Genomic DNA, 19,736 nt, shown 5'->3' on the forward strand with positions numbered 1-19,736 from the left:
CATCAACAATCTAATCTAAAAATGAGAACTTATAAAAGAAAAAACACTTGCAAGAACGTTCTTGCAAGTGTTTAATTTAATTATTTTTGTCTAATAAATCTGTATCGATTTTTTAGGACTAGTCAAAATTGAATTATAAGTCAAATGTAGCTTTAATTTTATCTACAAAGTCTAATTTTTCCCATGTAAACAATTCAACAGTAACTGTTTTTTCATTACCACCAGGAGCTGAAAAAGTTTTTGTTACGGTTTCTGATTTTCTACCCATGTGACCGTAAGCAGCCGTTTCACTGTAAATAGGATTTCTTAATTTTAAGCGTTGCTCAATAAAGTAAGGCCTCATATCAAATATTTCAGCTACTTTTTTAGCAATTTCACCATCAGTACTATTTAATTTACTTGTTCCGTAAGTGTTTACATAAATATTGGTTGGTTCTGCTACTCCAATAGCATATGAAACTTGTACTAAAATTTCATCTGCTACTCCAGCAGCTACTAGATTTTTTGCAATATGTCTTGTAGCATAAGCAGCGGAACGATCCACTTTACTTGGGTCTTTTCCTGAAAATGCACCACCACCATGAGCTCCTTTTCCACCATAAGTATCAACAATAATTTTTCTACCTGTTAAACCAGTATCGCCATGAGGTCCACCGATTACAAATTTTCCTGTTGGATTGATATGATATTTAATACTATCATTGAAAAGATGAGCGTATTGCGGATTTTTAGCAATAACTCTGGGGATTAAAATTTCGATAATGTCTTTTTTAATCTTTGCTAACATAGTTGGTTCGTCAGCAAAATCATCATGTTGTGTGGAAACAACAATAGCATCAATACGAACAGGTTTGTTGTCGTTATTGTATTCTAATGTTACTTGGGATTTTGCATCAGGTCTTAAGTAAGTAATATCTTTATTTTCTCTTCTTAATTCTGCTAATACTTGAAGAATTTCATGAGAAAGTTTTAATGCTAAAGGCATGTATTCTTCTGTTTCATTAGTTGCATAACCAAACATCATTCCTTGATCTCCAGCTCCCTGTTCCTCTTTTGTTGCTCTATCAACACCTTGATTAATATCGGCAGATTGCTCGTGAATTGCAGAAAGAACTCCACAAGAATCAGCTTCAAACATGTATTCGCTTTTGGTGTAACCAATTTTGCGAATTACTTCTCTTGCAATTTGTTGTACATCTAAGTATGTTTTTGATTTTACTTCACCTGCTAATATTACTTGACCTGTAGTAACTAAGGTTTCACAAGCAACCTTCGACTCCGGGTCAAATGCTAAAAAGTTATCAATTAATGCGTCACTAATTTGGTCAGCTACTTTGTCTGGATGTCCTTCACTCACAGACTCTGACGTAAATAAATAAGCCATAGTTTCTTTTTAAATTAAGTGAGGTTGTTTTTGAGCTAATTGTATAGAAAATACTAAAGAAGTAAGTACTGCTTTAGCATTTTTTTTAATACTAATTCTTAGTATTAAGAGGTTGCAATCAGTTCAAATTTTTCCTCTTTTTTATTAATGGGGCAAATTTAGGAAATCAATTCGAATATAAAAGCGATTTGTTTTTATTTTTTAAATATATTAACATTTTTAATTAAAAACTAGAATGGTTAGTTTTTTTGGTTTTTAAAATGGATTTAATGTTGTTTTTTAGTTTTTTATTTTGCTTTGTACTTTTAAATATGTAAAAATTAGAAAATTATACTATTTAGTTTTTTTAAATAGTTTTTTTTTCTACTTTTGACACCAATAAATATAGAAACAAAATGATGTTATTCGTTTGCAATATGTGTTGTATGATGTGGAAAAATCCGCAGAGTATCACTATTGCTTAAAAATAATAATTATTATATGAGTTATAGGACCTCTGCAGAAATGCAGAGGTTTTTTTGTTTAGCACATTAACAATCAATTTTAATCAACTATATGAAACAAATAACTATCAGTACAATTTTATTTGAAAAAAATAATACTTCTCAAAATCTATCTATTACTAAAAAGAAAATAGAATTTTGGATTGAAGAATTGTTTGCATGGTTGTTTTGTAAAAGCGGTGAATGTACAAATATAGAATTGTTTAAACATACTGAAGAGGCTTTGCAATTGGATTTACAGTTGTTTTTGTCTCAAGTAGGTGTTTTGGATAAAATTACTACTGCAACAAGTTTGTTTGAAGATTTAATCGCTATTCATAATGATCTGCTAGATGATTTGGAAGCTATTATCGAGTTTGACCCAGCTGCAAAATCAAAAGATGAAGTTCTACTTTCTTATCCCGGTTTTTTTGCTATTGCTGTGTATCGAATAGCAAATAACCTTTGGAATAAAGGAGTTGCTGTTTTGCCAAGAGTTTTATCTGAATATGCGCATGGGAAAACAGGAATAGACATACATCCTGCTGCGAGTATAGGAAAACGTTTTTTTATCGATCATGGAACCGGAATTGTTATTGGTGAAACCGCAATTATTGGGGATGATGTAAAAATATATCAAGGTGTAACCTTGGGCGCATTAACTGTAAGTAAAGACAAGGCAACTCAAAAAAGACATCCCACGATAGAGGATCATGTTATTATTTATGCGAATGCAACTATTTTGGGAGGAAATACGGTTATCGGCAAAGGCTCGGTGATTGGAGGAAATGTTTGGTTAACCGAATCTATTCAAAAAGAGACATTAGTATATCATAAAAGTGAAACAATCGTAAAATCAAAACACAAATCAAATGAACCTATAAATTTTATAATTTAAAATAAAACATATGAAAGTAGAAAATATCTTAAAAACAATTGGGAACACCCCAGTAATTAAAATTAATCGAATGTATGGTTCAAATAAAAATATTTGGATCAAATTGGAAAAAGCAAACCCTGGAGGAAGTATTAAAGACAGGATTGCCTTAGGTATGATTGAGGATGCTGAAAAAAAAGGATTGCTTCATCCTGAAAGTGTAATTATTGAGCCTACTTCTGGGAATACTGGAATTGGTTTGTCTTTAGTTGCTGCAGTGAAAGGGTACCGAGTTATTTTGGTAATGCCAGAATCTATGAGTGTGGAAAGAAGAAAATTAATGGAGATTTATGGTGCTCAATTTGAATTGACCGTTAGAGAGAAAGGAATGAAAGGCGCTATTGAAAGAGCTGCTGAATTGGTACGTGACATCCCAAACGCTTGGTCGCCTTCTCAATTTGATAATCCAGCAAATGTGGAAGCACACAAGAAAACAACCGCTTTAGAAATTATAGAAGATTTTCCAGACGGTTTGGATTATATTATAACTGGTGTAGGAACGGGTGGACACATTTCTGGAGTTGCTGAAGTGTTAAAAGAAAAATTTCCTAAACTGAAAGTAATTGCTGTGGAACCTGAATTGTCTCCTGTTTTAAGTGGTGGAGCACCCGGACCACATCCTTTGCAAGGTATAGGAGCTGGTTTTGTTCCAGGGAATTATCACGGTCAATTTATTGATGAGGTCATCCCTGTTTCTAAAGAAGAAGCTTATGATTTTGCTGGTAAAATTGCTTTGGAAGAAGGGGTTTTTGTGGGAATATCTACGGGAGCTTCTTTAGCAGCTGTAGCTAAAAAAATAGCAACTTTACCAGATGATGCAGTGATTCTGACGTTTAATTATGATACAGGAGAACGTTATCTTTCTGTAGAAGATTTGTTTTGATAATTAGATGTAATTTATTTATTTATTGAGACAGTTATTTAGTATAAAAAAATAAAAACTTTAATTATTTACTCTATAAAATCTATGGGGTAAGTGTTTTTTAAAAATTGATAATGATACAAATTTCAACAAATGGTAAGGTAATACTTGCAGGTGCAGGTCCAGGGGATCCTGATTTAATAAGTGTAAAAGCACTAAAATATTTGCAAATGGCAGATGTTGTCTTAATTGACCGATTGGTTTCCCCTATTTTGGTAGAAGAACATGCAAAAAAAGAGGCTACTATAATTTATGTTGGTAAACAATGTTCCAAAGGTATTCATACGCCACAAAGTGAAATCAATGAATTAATGGTGGAGTTTGCAACTCTTGGAAAGCTAGTCCTACGCTTAAAAGGAGGTGATGTTTCTTTGTTTTCTAATGTTTTAGACGAATTGCAAGTTTTGGTCGAAAATCATATTTCATATGAAATTGTTCCTGGAATTTCTGCTGCTTTTGGAGCTGCTGCTTACACAGGAATACCGCTAACGGCTAGAACTTATTCAAGAGGAGTGCGTTTTCTTACTTTATACGATTTGAAAAATGTTACCCGAGAACAATGGATAGACTGGTCTAATACAGAAGATACTCTAGTTTTTTATATGAGTGGGCAGCGTTTGAATACATTGGTGGATCAATTTATACTGCACGGAATTGAAAAAAATAAAGGTTTAGCTGTAGTGCAACAAGCGACAACAACTGAACAAAAAACACAAGTGTTTCAATTTGGAGACTTAGAAAAAAAGTCTTTGCCAAGCTTTGAATACGTGCCCACATTATTGATTGTGGGTAACGTGGTGAATTTACATCACGAGTTTGCTTGGTTTAAAGAGCAAAAAGAAACCGCATCTTATTTTGATAATCATAAAACCCTTTTACAAAATGCTATCTGATACTAAATTAAATTATTTGCAACAACTCGTTCAAAATGCTTCTAGAGAGGAAATAATATGGACAAAAGGCTACTTGGCTGGTTTTTTAGAGGGAAGTAAAAACGGAATACAAATTCCAGTGGTTACTTCAACTGAAAATGTCGCTGTTAAACCCTTGATTATTTATGGCACTGAAACAGGGAACTCTAAGAAAGTAGCTTCTCAATTACTGGCTAATTTCAAGAAAAATAAAATTCAAGCTAAAGCAGTAGATGTGTTTCAATATGATACATCAAAATTGGAAAAAGAATCCATCATTTTATTCGTGATGAGTACGCAAGGTGAAGGTGAATTTCCTCAAAATGCGATTCAGTTTTACAATTATTTACAAACGCATGATTTGGATTTACGGCATATTTCCTTTGCAGTTCTTGGTTTAGGAGATTCTTCTTATCCGTTATTTTGTCATGCAGGTGTTTTATTGGATGAAATTTTAGCAAAAAAAGGAGCCAAACGATTGTTGCCTTTAGTGAAGTCAGATGTGGATTTTGCTCCAAATGTCTTGCAATGGGAACAAGATTTGCAACAGGTTTTTAAACAACAGATAGCTCCTGAAATCTTGGTTTCAAAGGGAGCTACAGTAACATCACATAAGAAAAATTATACTGGAAGAATTAATAATAAGATTGTCTTAAATGATGTAGGTTCTAATAAAGAAACGTATCATATAGAAATTGTTACAGAAGAAGAGGTTTTGTATGAACCTGGAGATGCTCTAGGTATTGTGCCTAAAAACACAAAAGAAGACGCTCAAAATATTATTGATTATTTTCAAGCAGACGCTCAAAAGTTAATTGCGATAAAAGACGAACAAAAAACAGTGGAAAATTGGCTTCAAGAAAAAAATATAAAAGGACTTAGTAAGCGTTCTTTGGAGCAATTAGCACAATTGTTGCAAGCTGAAATTACTTTTGAAAAGGCCGATTTAATTGATGTTTTACGCTTATTTGCTAAACCAGAATCTTTTCAAATTGAAAATTTATTAGAAATTCTTTTGCCTATTGCGCCTAGGTTATATTCTATTGCTTCTTCTAATGAAGCACATGATGGAGAAGTGCATTTAACAGTGAATTTAAATACTTTTAATGTAAATAATCAACTTAAAACAGGATTGGCTTCGCAATTTTTAGCTGATTTTCCTTTAGATGAAACCCTTGAGTTTTACATTCATAAAAATCAAAATTTCAGATTGCCTAAGGAAGATACCGATATTATAATGATTGGTCCAGGAACAGGAATTGCACCTTTTAGAAGTTTTTTATCACAAAGAGATGCATCAGGTGCAGAAGGTAAAAACTGGCTGTTCTTTGGGGAACAACATTTTGTACAAGATTTTTATTATCAAACTGAAATTCAAGAATGGATTGCAACTGGCGTTTTAACAAAATTAGATACGGCTTTTTCTAGAGATCAAGAACATAAAATATATGTCCAAGATCGTATTAAAGAAAAGGCAAAAGAATTTAATGCTTGGCTAGAAAGTGGTGCTCATCTTTATATCTGCGGACAAAAAAATCCGATGAGTGCCGATGTAGAACAAGCGATAGTTGAAGTGTTGTCTCAAGAAAGAAATATAGCTACTTCAGAAGCAAAACAAATTTTAGAAGAGTTAGAAGCAACAGGAAAATATCAAAAAGACGTGTATTAAATCCATTCGTCATTTCGAGTGTTTTTTGTGGACAGTAATGAAACAAAAAATGTATCGAGAACATTTAAAAAATCAAATTTAAAATAAAAAATGAGCACTAAATTATCTCCAGTAGAATTTATAAAAACAAAAAGTGACGGTTTACGAGGAACTTTAAAAGAAAGTATTGACTTAGATAATCATACCGGTAATGTACGACCAGATGATGAAACATTAGTTAAGTTTCATGGAATGTATGTGCAAGATGATCGAGACAGAAGAGCAGAAAGAGCGGCTAAAAAGTTAGACAAATTATACTCTTTTATGATTCGTTTGCGTATTCCTGGTGGACAAATTACAGCAGATCAATGGTTGGCAATTCATGAAACTTCAGAATCATATGGAACCGGAACATTGAAAATTACTACGCGACAAACCATTCAGCTACATGGTTTGTTAAAGCATCAATTACGACCTACGATTCAGTCTTTTAATGTGGCAAAATTAGATTCAATCGCAGCTTGTGGCGATGTAAATAGAAATGTTATTGTTTCTGCACATCCGCAATTATCACCATTGCATAAACAAATTCACGATTATGCTGATAAAATTTCAACCTTATTATTGCCAAAAACACAATCGTATTATGAAGTTTTTATTGATGGGGAAAAAATATACGAGCGTTCTGCTGAAGCAGATCCGTTATATGAAGATCGTTATTTGCCGAGAAAGTTTAAAATAGCAATTGCCATTCCGCCTAGTAATGATGTGGATTTGTTTACCAATGATTTAGGGTTAATTGCTGTTGTTGAAAATGAGGAGTTAAAAGGGTTTAATCTTGTTGTAGGTGGTGGTTTAGGAACAACACATGGAAATGAAAATACGTTTCCGCGTTTGGGAAATGTACTTGGGTTTATTGATTCTGAAGAAAAAATCTTAAAAGCAGTTTATGAAGTGCTAACCATTCAAAGAGATTTCGGAAACCGTTCCGATCGAAAATTATCTCGTTTGAAATATACTATCGAAAAATTAACGGTTGACGGATTTAAAAATGAATTAGAAAAAAGAATTGGTTTTTCTTTGGAGGCTGCAAAACCTTTTCAATTTACGGAAAGAAATGATCGTTATGGTTGGGAAAAAAACCATCTAGGAAATTGGTTTTATACTCTTTTTGTGGAACATGGTGTGGTGCAACCCAATCAAAAAGCTTTTTTATTAGAGGTTGCCAAATTGAATGTGTCTAATTTTATTTTTTCGGGAAACCAAAATTTAATTCTAGGTGAAATAAAAGAAAGCGAAAAGGAAAAAATAGTTGCCTTATTGGAACAGTTTGCTATTGAAGCCCATGTTAGTGCTCTTAGAAAAAGTTCGATGGCTTGTGTGGCTTTGCCAACTTGTCCTTTGGCTTTAGCGGAAGCGCAACGTTATTTGCCAGTTTTGGTAACCAAAATAGAGCCTTTATTAGAAAAATATAATTTAACCAACGAAGAAATTTCAATCCGAATGACAGGTTGTCCTAATGGTTGTGGCCGACCTTATGTAGCTGAATTAGGTTTCATTGGTACAGGTCCAGAACAATATAATTTTATGCTAGGTGGTGATCGTTATGGAGAACGATTGAATAAATTATATAAAGAAAAACAAACCGAAAGTCAAATTTTAGAAGAAGTTGATCTTTTATTAGGAAAATATGTGAAAGAAAAACTAGAAAACGAAACTTTTGGTGATTTTGCTTTTAGAACCGTTTTTTAATAAATGAAAAATAGAATAGAGAAAGCAGTACTTGTTTTTTTATTGCTTTCTCAAATTTCAATTTTAGGACAGAAAAACATAACACATCAAAAATTGTTTTGGATTGGATATTATCCAACACTAGTTTTTAATAAAAACTGGAGTTTGAAAAACGAAATTCAAGAGCGCGTATTTTTAAAGCCTTTTCAGCAACATCAATTGTTATTTCGTAGTGATTTAGAAAGAAAAATTGTAGAACATTGGAGCGGTTTTGCTGGTTTTACTTTTTTTCTGCAAAGTCCGAATAACCCTTATGCAGAGAATAAATTAATAGTTCCAGAATTAAGACCTAATATTGGTATACAAAATAACCAAAATTATGCTTTCTTTTCAGTGTCGCATCGGTTTAAATTAGAAGGACGTTTTTTTGCTATTGTAGAAGAGAATCGACTTACGAATGACTATGTTTTTTCAAATTTAAGAATGAGATATCAATTGGGAATAGATGTTCCGTTATATAAAAAAGAACAATCTGAGAAAATAATTTTAAAAGTAAAAGATGAGGTGCTATTTAATATAGGAAGTAAAATTGTAAAAAATACATTTGATCAAAATCGAATCTATTTGGGTTTACAAACTGTGGTGAATTCAAATGTTGCTGTCGAATTTGGATATCTAAATTGGTTCCAGCAGCAAGCGAACGGTATCGATTTTTACAATAGAGATATTCTTAGATTGTCATTATTTCATAAAATAGATTTTAAAAATAAAACTAATGAGTAACACACTTTTTCCCGTTTTTTTAAAAACAGATACCGCTCACTTTTTAATTGTTGGAGCAGGAAATGTTGGTTTAGAAAAAACAGAAACCTTATTGAGACAGAATCCTACTATTCGAATTACTATTATTGGGATACAAATACATCTAAGATTAAAGCAAATTGTAGATTCGTATTCTAATATTACTTTTTTTGAAAGGCCTTTTGAAGAGAATGATTTAGTTGGAAAAGATTTTGTAATCATTGCTACAGATAGTACTGAGGTTAACTTAAATGTAAGAAACTTGGCAAAAGGAAGAGGTATTAAGGTGAATGCAGCTGACCAACCCGATTTATGTGATTTTTATTTGGGGTCTATTGTAAACAAAGGAGATCTTAAAATTGCAATTTCAACTAATGGGAAATCACCTGTTTTAGCGAAGCGAATGCGCGAATATTTTACCGCTATTATTCCAGATACTATTGATGAAAATTTAACCGTTTTACATCAGTTTAGGTCGAATCATAAAGGAGATTTACAGCAAAAATTAAAAGATTTAAACGCAATTACAGCCGCTTTTTCTGTTCAAAAGAAATCGGGTTTTTGGAATAGATTCAAAAGATTATTTGCGATTAACTGAAAAAGGGAAAACTTGTAATTTATTTTATGCTTAACAAATAATAATGTAGAATAAAAATCTATTTTAAGATGTTTAAATAGCAAAATTTAGAAAAATATACTAATATATTTGCAAATGTAGAATTTAGTTCTAAATTTGCAAAGTAATAAAAAAGAAAACAATGAGAACAATTATGTGTATGATGTGTAAAATGATGTGGAACATTCCGCAGAGGTAACGTATGCATAATTCTAATAAATGATACAAAACCTCTGTAATGCAAAACAGAGGTTTTTTTTATCTCTATAATTTTAAAATATAAAAATGAAAAATAATAATAAAATGTGTTGTATGATGATGATGTGCATGTGCGCACCACCTTAGTATGTCCAAAAGATAATGGTTAAACTTTAGTTATGTTTAAAAATTGAACCCTTTTGGAAAAACTTTCAAAAGGGTTTTTTAATGAGAAAAAATAAAAAAATAAATAATAAAAACAATTAAATCAAAAAATTATGAGTACTCAAAAATTCGCAACAAACGCTTTACATGCTGGTCACGATGTTACTAAAAATGCTGGAACAAGAGCCGTTCCTATTTATCAAACGACCTCTTATGTTTTCAATAATTCAGATCATGCAGCTAACTTATTTAATTTATCGGAAGCAGGTTATATCTATACCCGATTAAACAATCCTACAAATGATGTATTAGAACAACGATTGGCGACTTTAGAAGGTGGCATTGGAGCTGTAGTAACGGCCTCAGGAACTGCTGCAATTGCAACAGCATTACAAGTTTTATTAAAAGCTGGTGATCATATTGTAGCTTCTAGTAGTTTATACGGAGGAACTTACAATTTATTAAATGTTACACTACCGAGATTAGGAATTACAACCACTTTCGTTGATCCTTCTAATCCTGAAAACTTTAAAAATGCTGTTCAAGAAAATACACGTGCTTTTTTTGCTGAAAGTTTAGGAAATCCAAAATTAGATGTGCTAGATTTAAAAGCGATTGCTAAAGAAGCACACGATTATAAAGTACCTTTTATTGTAGATAATACTGTTGCTACACCTTACTTGTTAAATCCTATTGAACACGGTGCAGATATTGTAATTCACTCTTTAACAAAATACATTACAGGAAATGGTACTTCTTTAGGTGGTGTTATTATCGATGCTGGAAAATTTGACTGGAGTAACGGAAAATTCCCAGAATTTACTGAGCCTTCTCCAGGATATCACGGGTTAAAATATTATGAAGTTTTAGGAGCAGCTTCTTTTATTGCAAAAGTAAGAATTGAAGGTTTACGTGATTTTGGTGCAGCTTTAAGTCCGTTTAATGCGTTTCAAACCATACAAGGTTTAGAAACCTTAGAAATTAGAATTAAAAAACACTCTGAAAATGCTTTGAAATTAGCACAATGGTTAGAAAAGCAAGAGGAAGTAGCATGGGTAAATTATCCTGGATTAGAAACTTCTGCATACAAAGATTTAGCGGATAAATACCTTCCAAATGGTAAAAGTGGTATTGTAACTTTTGGATTAAAAGGTGGTTTTGATGCCGCTAAAAAAGTGGTAGATGAAACAAAACTATTCTCTCTTTTGGCAAATATTGGTGATACGAAATCCTTAATTATTCATCCAGCAAGTACTACACATCAGCAACTTTCTGAAAAGGAACAAGCGACTACAGGTGTAACACAAGATTTAATTCGTCTTTCCGTAGGATTAGAAGATATTGAAGATTTAAAAGCAGATTTGAAAGAAGCATTTATAACAGTTAAAAACGGATTAAAAGTATAAATATGAGCGCAAAGACAGTAACTATATATGGTAGAGCTAAAAGAGACGAGCAGTTTTTAATAAAAACCGAAAACCACGATATCCGAATTAGTAAAAATAAAAATCACCCTGATTTAGATGCGCCAAGTCCTTTGGAATATGTTTTGGCGGGTTATGCAGGTTGTATAAATGCAGTGGGTACATTAGTGGCTAAAGAGCAAAAAATTGAATACAAATCTTTACAAGTTGATGTTTCAGGAGATATTGATGTGGATAAATTTTATGGAAGAGAAACTACTGAGAGAGCTGGTTTTAGTAAGCTAAAAGCAACGATTAAATTAGAGGCAGATATTTCTAAAAAACAATTGGAAAATTGGTTGAAAACAGTCGAAAGTCGCTGTCCAGTTTACGATAATCTCGTTAATCCAACTCCAATTGAAGTGGATTTGGTAAGTGCATTCGATGCAGTGAGTGTAATTTAAAAATGAAATGGATGGCTACGTTTGTTGTGGAAAAGGTCTTTGGTTGACAAAATCAAAGACTCTTTTTCAATTTTAAATGTGTTAATCGTAAAAATTATGCTACATAAACTAGAAATTGCAAATTTTGTTTTAGAAAACGAGAAAAGAAAAGCAGATGTTTCTTTGTTTTATCAAGTCTTTGGTAAACCCATTGGTAACGCCCCTGTAATTTTGATCAATCATGCCTTAACTGGAAATTCAAATGTGTCAGGTGAAAACGGATGGTGGAAAAATGTAATTGATTACGATCATATTATCGATTTACATCAATATACCGTTATCGCTTTTAATATTCCAGGAAATAACTTTCAAACTGAAAATGGCTTAACTTCTGATTATAAAGAAATCTCAACCCTAGATATTGCGAAGTTGTTTTGGTTGGGCTTAGAACAGTTAAATGTTTTTTCTCTTTATGCTGTTATTGGTGGCAGTTTAGGTGGTGGAATATCTTGGGAAATGGCCGTTTTACATCCCGAAAGAATTCAAAAAGTAATTCCTATTGCGACCCATTATTTTGCTAGTGATTGGGTAATCGCAAATGTAGGTGTTCAAGATGATATTCTTAATTATAGTCAGGATCCAATTGCAGTTGCTCGAAAACACGCTATGTTGCTGTATAGAACGCCTTTATCGATCAATCAACGCTTTAAAAATGCTAAAGAAGGAAATATTTACACCGTAAATGATTGGTTGTCTTATCATGGTATTTTATTAACGGAACGTTTTTCTTTAAATGCATACCGTCAAATGAATTTCTTATTGGGAACTATTAATATTGTGAAAAATGGTTTCGATTTGAATCGTTTTCTAAAAGAAAACAAAATTGAAGTACATGCTATTAATATTAATTCTGATTTGCTGTTTCAAAATAATTTAGACGAATACGAAACCTTGCATGAAAATAATACCAATTTCAATCATTACATAATCAATTCTATTCATGGGCATGATGCTTTCTTGATGGAATACCAACAACTGAACGAAATATTAAAACAAATTTTTTTAAATTAAAATCTATGAATACAACAATAAATATCATCATTTTTGGAATTGGGAATGTGGGTAGTACACTTGTGGATCAAATTATCGAAAAACATGACTTTTTTAAAGAAAAGTTTAAGGTTAATTTGAGAATACCCATTGTTTGTAATTCAAAATTTGCATTATTTACTAAAAAACCATTGCCTTTAAACTGGGTGGATGAATTTAAATCGTTAAGTCAAAATTATGTAGTTGAAGATATTTATGATTATGTGCTTCAGAATGAGTTAGAAAATGTTATAGCTGTTGATGTTACCGCTGATGAAGGTATCGTTAAAAATTATATTCCGTTTATTCAGAATAATTTCAATATAGTTGCTGCGAATAAAAAAGCAAATACCTTACATTCCGATTTTTATAAAGAACTAAGAAGGATTTTGGATAAAAAAGAAAAGCATTTTTTATATGAAACGAATGTTGGTGCAGGATTACCTGTTATTAATACCATACAGGATTTATATTTGGCAGGTGAAAAAATTACAAAAATAAGGGGTGTTTTTTCAGGGACTATAAGTTATATTTTTAATCGATTTGGTAATGAAAATATTTCTTTTTCAAAAATACTGATTGAAGCCGAAAAATTAGGTTTAACCGAACCCGATTCTCGTGAAGATTTATCCGGAAAAGATGTGGCTAGAAAATTATTAATTCTTTCCAGAGAACTGGATTTAAATAATGAATTTGAAGATGTAAAAATTACCTCGCTTACCACTGAAAAAATTGACGGATTATCTAAAAGAAATTATTCCATCAGTAAAGAGCTGTTGGATAAAGAGTATGAGATTGCTAAAATAACTCAAAGTGAAAACCATGTGTTGCGATATGTGGGTGAATTGGATGTATTACAAAATAATTTAGAAGTTAAATTAGTTTCTGTTCCTGTTCAATCTGCGTTAGGGCAACTTAAAGGAGCAGATAATCTAATTGAAATTTTTACAGAATCCTATGGTGATATTCCTATTGTTATTCAAGGTGCTGGTGCTGGGAAAAAAGTTACTGCAAGAGGAGTTTTATCTGATATTATTAAAATTGCCAAACAATTTAAGATTAAAAAACAACTTTTAGAAGTGTAGAAGGAATAGTTTAAAATTAAGTAATTTTAATTTTTTATAATCTATAAAACTAAATTTTTAAATTTGATTAGTTTTTAAAACTAAAATATAGTTCAGGTTAAATTAAAATTAGAAAATATTTCTATTTTATAAAAACATTAGTACTTTTGCGGGGTTCGTAAAAATACTGATTGTTATCATGAAAGCTGGAGAGATTAGACTCTGTGAAAGCTTAGCAACCCTATTTCTTAATAGAAGGTGCTACATTCTATTCTGATTTATCAGAAAAAGATAACGTAAGAAAGGCTCCTTTTCTTGATAACAAAATTTTTAAAAAAATAAATGCTGTAGCGCAAATAAATGCATATGTCAAAAATTTTGGATGAAATTCAAAAAAGAATATTAGTGCTCGATGGAGCCATGGGAACAATGTTGCAACGCAATAATTTTTCAGAAGAAGACTTTAGAGGGGAACGCTTTAAAGATTTCCCGCATCCGTTAAAAGGAAATAACGATTTGCTTTCAATTACTCAACCCGAAGCGGTAAAAGAGGTGCATCGTTTGTATTTTCAAGCAGGTGCAGATATTGTAGAAACGAATACGTTCTCTGGTACAACTATTGGCATGGCTGATTATCATTTGGAAGATTTAGTTTATGAATTAAACTATGAATCTGCTAAAATAGCACGTGAAGTAGCGGATGAATTTACAGATAAACCGCGTTTTGTAGCCGGTTCTATTGGACCTACAAACAGAACAGCAAGTATGAGTCCCGATGTGAATGATCCGGGTTTTAGAGCGGTAACTTTCGATGAACTAAAAGAAGCGTATAAGCAACAAGTGGAAGCGTTAATCGACGGCGGTTGTGATGTGCTTTTAGTAGAAACTATTTTTGATACTTTAAACGCAAAAGCAGCTCTTTTTGCTATTGAAGAAGTTAAAGAAGTAAGAAAAATAGATATTCCGATAATGGTTTCAGGAACTATTACTGATGCTTCTGGTCGTACTTTGTCAGGGCAAACGGTGGAAGCTTTTTTAATCTCAATAAGTCATATTCCGTTGTTAAGTATTGGTTTTAATTGTGCTTTAGGAGCAGATCAGTTAAAGCCTTATTTAAAAAGATTGGCAAATAATACACAATTAAATATTTCAGCACATCCAAATGCAGGTTTGCCAAATGCTTTTGGACAATATGATCAATCTCCAGAAGAAATGCAATCTTTAATTCGAGAATATCTTCAAGATAATCTTATAAATATTATTGGTGGATGTTGCGGTACGACTCCAGAACATATCCAATTAATTGCAGAAGTGGCCAAAGAATATAAACCTAGAAAAGTTGAAGTTGAAGCATAATGAAGGAAGGAGCTTGTAAAAAATATTTAAAATTATCGGGGCTTGAACCTTTAATTATTACACCGGAAACTAATTTTGTGAATGTTGGAGAACGCACTAATGTAACTGGTTCGCGTAAATTTCTTCGCCTCATTAAAGAAGGGAATTACGATGAAGCATTAGATATTGCTCGAAACCAAGTAGAAGGTGGAGCGCAAATCATAGATGTGAATATGGACGAAGGGATGTTAGATGGTGTAATGGCAATGACTAAATTTTTAAATTTAATTGCTGCTGAACCAGATATTGCCCGTGTACCGATCATGATTGATAGTTCTAAATGGGAAATTATTGAAGCTGGTTTAAAGGTAATTCAAGGAAAAGGAATTGTGAATTCCATATCTTTAAAGGAAGGAGAAGCAACCTTTGTACATCATGCAAAATTGATAAAAAGATATGGTGCGGCTGTTATTGTGATGGCTTTTGATGAGGTTGGTCAGGCCGATACTTATGAGAGACGTATCGAAATTTGCAAAAGATCGTATGAAATATTGGTAAATCAAGTGGGTTTTGCAGCTGAAGATATCATTTTTGACCCCAATATATTTCCTGTTGCTACTGGAATGGAAGAGCATAAACTAAATGCTTTAGATTTTTTTAGAGCTACGAAATGGATTAGAGAAAACTTGCCTTATGCAGGCGTTTCAGGAGGTGTAAGTAATGTGTCTTTTTCCTTTAGAGGTAACGATAAAGTGAGAGAAGCCATGCATGCAGCTTTTTTATACCATGCGATTCAAAATGGAATGACAATGGGAATTGTAAACCCAGAAATGCTTGAGATTTACGATGAGGTTGATACAAAATTGCTGGAACATGTGGAAGATGTTTTGCTTAACAGAAGGGAAGATGCTACTGAAAGATTATTAGAATTAGCGGAAAGTTATAAAGGAGATGTAGCTAAAACCAACGAAAAGGCTATTCAAGAGTGGCGTAATGGAAGTGTTCAAGACCGATTGACGCATTCTTTAGTAAAAGGAATTGATGAATTTATCGAAATTGATGTAGAAGAAGCAAGATTGCAATCAAATAAAGCCATTGAAGTTATTGAAATCAACTTAATGGCAGGAATGAATGTAGTTGGAGATTTGTTTGGAAGCGGTAAAATGTTTTTGCCGCAAGTGGTAAAGTCTGCTCGAGTGATGAAAAAAGCAGTAGCTTATTTATTGCCTTTCATTGAATCAGAAAAAACAGGAAACTCGTCTAGTGCAGGAAAAGTATTGATGGCAACTGTAAAAGGAGATGTGCACGATATTGGTAAAAATATTGTTGCGGTAGTTTTGGGGTGTAATAATTTCGAAATCATAGATTTAGGTGTTATGGTTCCGCCTGAAAGAATTATAGAAACGGCTATTCAAGAGAAAGTGGATATCATCGGTTTGAGTGGATTAATTACACCTTCTTTAGATGAAATGGTGTATTTGGCTAAAGAAATGGATAAGTTAAACATCAAAATACCGATAATGATTGGTGGTGCTACAACTTCTAGAGCGCATACCGCAGTGAAAATTGCTCCTGAATATAAAGAAACTGTGGTACATGTCAATGATGCATCAAGAGCGGTAACGGTTGCGAGTAATTTACTTCAAAGAGAAACGAAAGAGAATTATGTTAAAGCAATTAAAGAAGAATATGATACCCTTCGTGAAGGCTATTTAAATAGGAGTAGAGAGAAGAATTTCTTATCTATAGAAGAAGCACGTCAAAATAAATATAAAATAGATTGGACGAATTATCAACCTTACAAGCCTAATTTTATAGGTAACAAGGTTATTCAAGTACAATTGTCAGAATTAGTAGATTTTATAGACTGGACTCCTTTTTTTCAATCTTGGCAATTGTTCGGTAAATATCCTGCGATTTTAAATGATGAAGTGGTAGGAGAGCAAGCAAGTCAGTTATTCCAAGATGCTCAAAAAATGTTGCATCAAATAGTGGATGAAAAATGGTTTGAAGCCAAAGGAATTGTTGGGATTTTTCCTGCAAATACGGTTAATAATGATGACATAGAGCTAACAACCAATAATCAACAACTAACAACCTTTTTAACTTTACGACAACAGTCTCAGAAAACAGTTGGTGCACCAAATATTGCTTTGGCTGATTTTGTGGCACCTAAAGCTTCTGGAATTCAGGATTATATCGGTTGTTTTTGTGTATCTACAGGTTTTGGTGTAGACGAAAAAGCAATTCTATTTGAACAACAGTTAGACGATTATAATGCTATTATGGTCAAGGCTTTAGGAGATCGATTGGCAGAGGCATTTGCTGAATATTTGCATTTAAAAGTGAGAAAAGAAATTTGGGGTTATGCAACAGATGAAAATCTTAACAATCAAGAATTGATTAAAGAAGTGTATAAAGGTATTCGCCCTGCACCAGGTTATCCTGCTTGTCCAGATCATTTGGAAAAACCAACCATATGGAAGTTGTTGCAAGTAGAAGAAAATATAGGCGTTACTTTAACGGAGAGCATGGCAATGTGGCCTGCAGCATCAGTTTCTGGTTATTATTTTGCACATCCACAAAGTAAATATTTTGGATTGGGGAAAATAAAAGAAGATCAAGTAAAAGATTATGCGAATCGTAGAGGTATTTCGGTAGAAATGGCTTCTAAATGGTTGGCACCAAATATAGTAGATTAATAATAGTTGATAGGTTATAGTTGTTAGTTGATAGAAATAAGCTAACAACCAACAACCAACAACCAACAACCAATATAATGAAAGTTACACAACATATAGAAAGAGCAAAAGGGAAAACTCTTTTTTCTTTTGAAATTTTACCTCCTTTAAAAGGACAAAATATTCAGTCAATCTTTGATAGTATTGATCCGTTAATGGAATTCAATCCGCCATTTATCGATGTAACATATCACAGAGAAGAATACGAATTTAAAGAATTGCCAAGTGGTTTATTACAAAAGAAAATTGTTAAAAAAAGGCCAGGAACTGTGGGTATTTGTGCAGGAATTCAAAATAAATATGAAGTAGATGCTATTCCTCATATTTTATGTGGAGGTTTTACCAAAGAAGATACGGAGAATTTATTAATTGATCTGGATTTTTTAGGAATAGACAATGTAGTGGCCTTAAGAGGGGATGCTTTAAAGAATGAAATTTATTTTAAACCCGAAAAAGAAGGGAATGAATATGCTTCCGATTTAGTGAAACAAATTTCAAACCTTAATAAAGGAGTGTATTTAGATGAAGATTTACAAAACTCTTCATGTACTAATTTTTGTATTGGAGTGGCGGGTTATCCTGAGAAACATATGGAAGCACCTAGTATGGATAGCGATTTGCATTTTTTAAAGCAAAAGATAAAGAATGGAGCCGATTATATCATTACCCAAATGTTTTTTGATAATCAAAAGTTTTTTGATTTTGTCGAGAAATGTAAAAAAGCTGGAATTACGGTTCCTATTATTCCTGGATTGAAACCTATTGCAACGAAAAAACAACTCAATTTAATTCCGCATCGTTTTAAAGTGGATTTGCCTGATGATTTAATTATGGAAGTGGTAAAAGCAAAAGATAACGATGCAGTGAAACAAATAGGTATTGAATGGTGTTTGCAACAAAGTAAAGAATTAATTCAAGCTGGGATTCCAGTATTGCATTATTACTCCATGGGAAAAGCAGAAAACATTAAAGCAATTGCCTCCAAAATTTTTTAGAAAAGGATAAAAAAGCTGTATTTCGTCGATTAAAAGCATATTTTTTAGATGAAATGCGCTTTTTTTTCATTTTTACGAATTTTTCATAATTATTTACTTTCTTGTGGTTAAATATTTAATTATATTTATTAAAAAAGATATTTTATTGATTTTTTATAACTAAAATTGTTAAAAAAATACGTCTGTATCTTTGTTTTTTGGTCTTTTTTATATCAATTTGATAATCTGAATTTGGTAGATTAGTACTATTGTTATACTTTCGTAATGTAATAAATGACAATGTATTATGAAAAAATTTCTACTAATTCTGTTTTTTTCGATTGCAACATTTCAATTTAATTTTGCAAATAATAATGACCCTCTTTTGATTAAAGCAAAAGAACTAAGTTTAAATAAAAACTATACAGAAGCCATTGCAATTTATAATCAGTACTTAAGTAAAACGGATAGTAAAAATCTTAAAAATGTATATGTAGAAATTGCTAATTGTTATTTTAAATTAAACAATAAAACTGTTGCAGTTGATAACATTAAGAAAGCGATTACAAATTATGGTTTTTCTGAAGAAGATTTTATTTATAATGAAAATTTAGATTCAGAATTGTCTAAATATGCTTTAGCTGTTGTATATGAAGATTTAGATTCATTACAAAAAAAATATATTGCCTCTTTAAACTAAAAAACATAAAACTTTAGCCCAAGAAAATGGTTGTAACATATAAGTTATGACCATTTTTTTATTTAATTAACTGAATGTTATTGTTTTACACTTTGTCGTTTTTTTGTTTCAATAGAACGAATATACATTTACTTTATGATTTTATTACGTAAAATTTGTATGAAAATATAAAATTGGTGATAATTTTTGTTC

At 31.9% G+C, this 19,736-nt stretch carries 16 protein-coding genes and 1 riboswitch; of the genes, 15 read left to right on the forward strand and 1 reads right to left on the reverse strand.

The features are described from left to right. Window positions 1-133 precede the first annotated feature (133 nt). Window positions 134-1,384, reverse strand: coding sequence for a methionine adenosyltransferase (gene metK / locus HALO113_RS14915; protein ID WP_159779887.1), 1,251 nt, complete (start codon window positions 1,382-1,384; stop codon window positions 134-136). 555 nt (window positions 1,385-1,939) lie between these two features. On the opposite strand from metK, the gene epsC reads away from it, so the two are divergent. The 15 genes from epsC (at window position 1,940) to HALO113_RS14990 (ending at window position 19,544) form a co-directional block, all read left to right on the forward strand. Further along, window positions 1,940-2,764: a serine O-acetyltransferase EpsC gene (gene epsC / locus HALO113_RS14920; RefSeq protein ID WP_159779888.1), complete on the forward strand. Its 825-nt coding sequence runs from the start codon at window positions 1,940-1,942 to the stop codon at window positions 2,762-2,764. Window positions 2,765-2,774: 10 nt separating this feature from the next. Next, complete coding sequence (cysK, locus tag HALO113_RS14925) at window positions 2,775-3,686, forward strand: cysteine synthase A (RefSeq protein WP_159779889.1); 912 nt, start codon at window positions 2,775-2,777, stop codon at window positions 3,684-3,686. A 113-nt stretch (window positions 3,687-3,799) separates the two neighbouring features. After that, the gene (gene cobA / locus HALO113_RS14930; RefSeq protein WP_159779890.1) at window positions 3,800-4,618 is read left to right on the forward strand and encodes a uroporphyrinogen-III C-methyltransferase; all 819 of its coding nucleotides are present in this window, start codon (window positions 3,800-3,802) and stop codon (window positions 4,616-4,618) included. After that, the gene (locus HALO113_RS14935; protein ID WP_159779891.1) at window positions 4,608-6,305 is read left to right on the forward strand and encodes a sulfite reductase flavoprotein subunit alpha; all 1,698 of its coding nucleotides are present in this window, start codon (window positions 4,608-4,610) and stop codon (window positions 6,303-6,305) included. The genes cobA and HALO113_RS14935 overlap by 11 nt, the downstream gene beginning before the upstream one ends. Before the next feature lie 90 nt (window positions 6,306-6,395). Further along, window positions 6,396-8,036, forward strand: coding sequence for an NADPH-dependent assimilatory sulfite reductase hemoprotein subunit (locus HALO113_RS14940; protein WP_159779892.1), 1,641 nt, complete (start codon window positions 6,396-6,398; stop codon window positions 8,034-8,036). 3 nt (window positions 8,037-8,039) lie between these two features. After that, a complete protein-coding gene (locus HALO113_RS14945) occupies window positions 8,040-8,798 on the forward strand; it encodes a DUF2490 domain-containing protein (RefSeq protein ID WP_159779893.1) in 759 nt (252 codons plus the stop codon). Then, window positions 8,791-9,414, forward strand: coding sequence for a bifunctional precorrin-2 dehydrogenase/sirohydrochlorin ferrochelatase (locus tag HALO113_RS14950; RefSeq protein WP_159779894.1), 624 nt, complete (start codon window positions 8,791-8,793; stop codon window positions 9,412-9,414). Before HALO113_RS14945 ends, HALO113_RS14950 begins: the two co-directional genes overlap by 8 nt. Before the next feature lie 494 nt (window positions 9,415-9,908). Continuing rightward, window positions 9,909-11,201 carry an O-acetylhomoserine aminocarboxypropyltransferase/cysteine synthase family protein gene (locus HALO113_RS14955; protein WP_159779895.1) on the forward strand — a complete coding sequence of 431 codons (1,293 nt, stop codon included), beginning with the start codon at window positions 9,909-9,911 and terminating at the stop codon, window positions 11,199-11,201. Between the two features lie 2 nt (window positions 11,202-11,203). Further along, a complete protein-coding gene (locus HALO113_RS14960) occupies window positions 11,204-11,662 on the forward strand; it encodes an OsmC family protein (protein WP_159779896.1) in 459 nt (152 codons plus the stop codon). A 96-nt stretch (window positions 11,663-11,758) separates the two neighbouring features. Beyond that, window positions 11,759-12,712, forward strand: a complete 954-nt coding sequence (locus HALO113_RS14965; protein ID WP_159779897.1) for an alpha/beta fold hydrolase — start codon at window positions 11,759-11,761, stop codon at window positions 12,710-12,712. A 5-nt stretch (window positions 12,713-12,717) separates the two neighbouring features. Then, on the forward strand, window positions 12,718-13,815 hold the full coding sequence (locus HALO113_RS14970; RefSeq protein ID WP_159779898.1) for an aspartate kinase: 1,098 nt from the start codon (window positions 12,718-12,720) through the stop codon (window positions 13,813-13,815). A 170-nt stretch (window positions 13,816-13,985) separates the two neighbouring features. Next, window positions 13,986-14,092: riboswitch (SAM riboswitch) on the forward strand. Between the two features lie 68 nt (window positions 14,093-14,160). Next, complete coding sequence (locus HALO113_RS14975; protein WP_159779899.1) at window positions 14,161-15,150, forward strand: homocysteine S-methyltransferase family protein; 990 nt, start codon at window positions 14,161-14,163, stop codon at window positions 15,148-15,150. After that, entirely contained in the window at window positions 15,150-17,831 is a 2,682-nt protein-coding gene (gene metH, locus HALO113_RS14980; protein WP_159779900.1) for a methionine synthase, read from the forward strand. Before HALO113_RS14975 ends, metH begins: the two co-directional genes overlap by 1 nt. A 77-nt stretch (window positions 17,832-17,908) precedes the next feature. Next, the gene (gene metF / locus HALO113_RS14985) at window positions 17,909-18,865 is read left to right on the forward strand and encodes a methylenetetrahydrofolate reductase [NAD(P)H] (RefSeq protein ID WP_159779901.1); all 957 of its coding nucleotides are present in this window, start codon (window positions 17,909-17,911) and stop codon (window positions 18,863-18,865) included. Between the two features lie 286 nt (window positions 18,866-19,151). Beyond that, a complete protein-coding gene (locus HALO113_RS14990; protein ID WP_159779902.1) occupies window positions 19,152-19,544 on the forward strand; it encodes a hypothetical protein in 393 nt (130 codons plus the stop codon). Window positions 19,545-19,736: the final 192 nt, after the last annotated feature.

Origin of the sequence: Flavobacterium sp. 9AF (genome assembly GCF_902506265.1) — a bacterium.
GTDB lineage: Bacteria > Bacteroidota > Bacteroidia > Flavobacteriales > Flavobacteriaceae > Flavobacterium.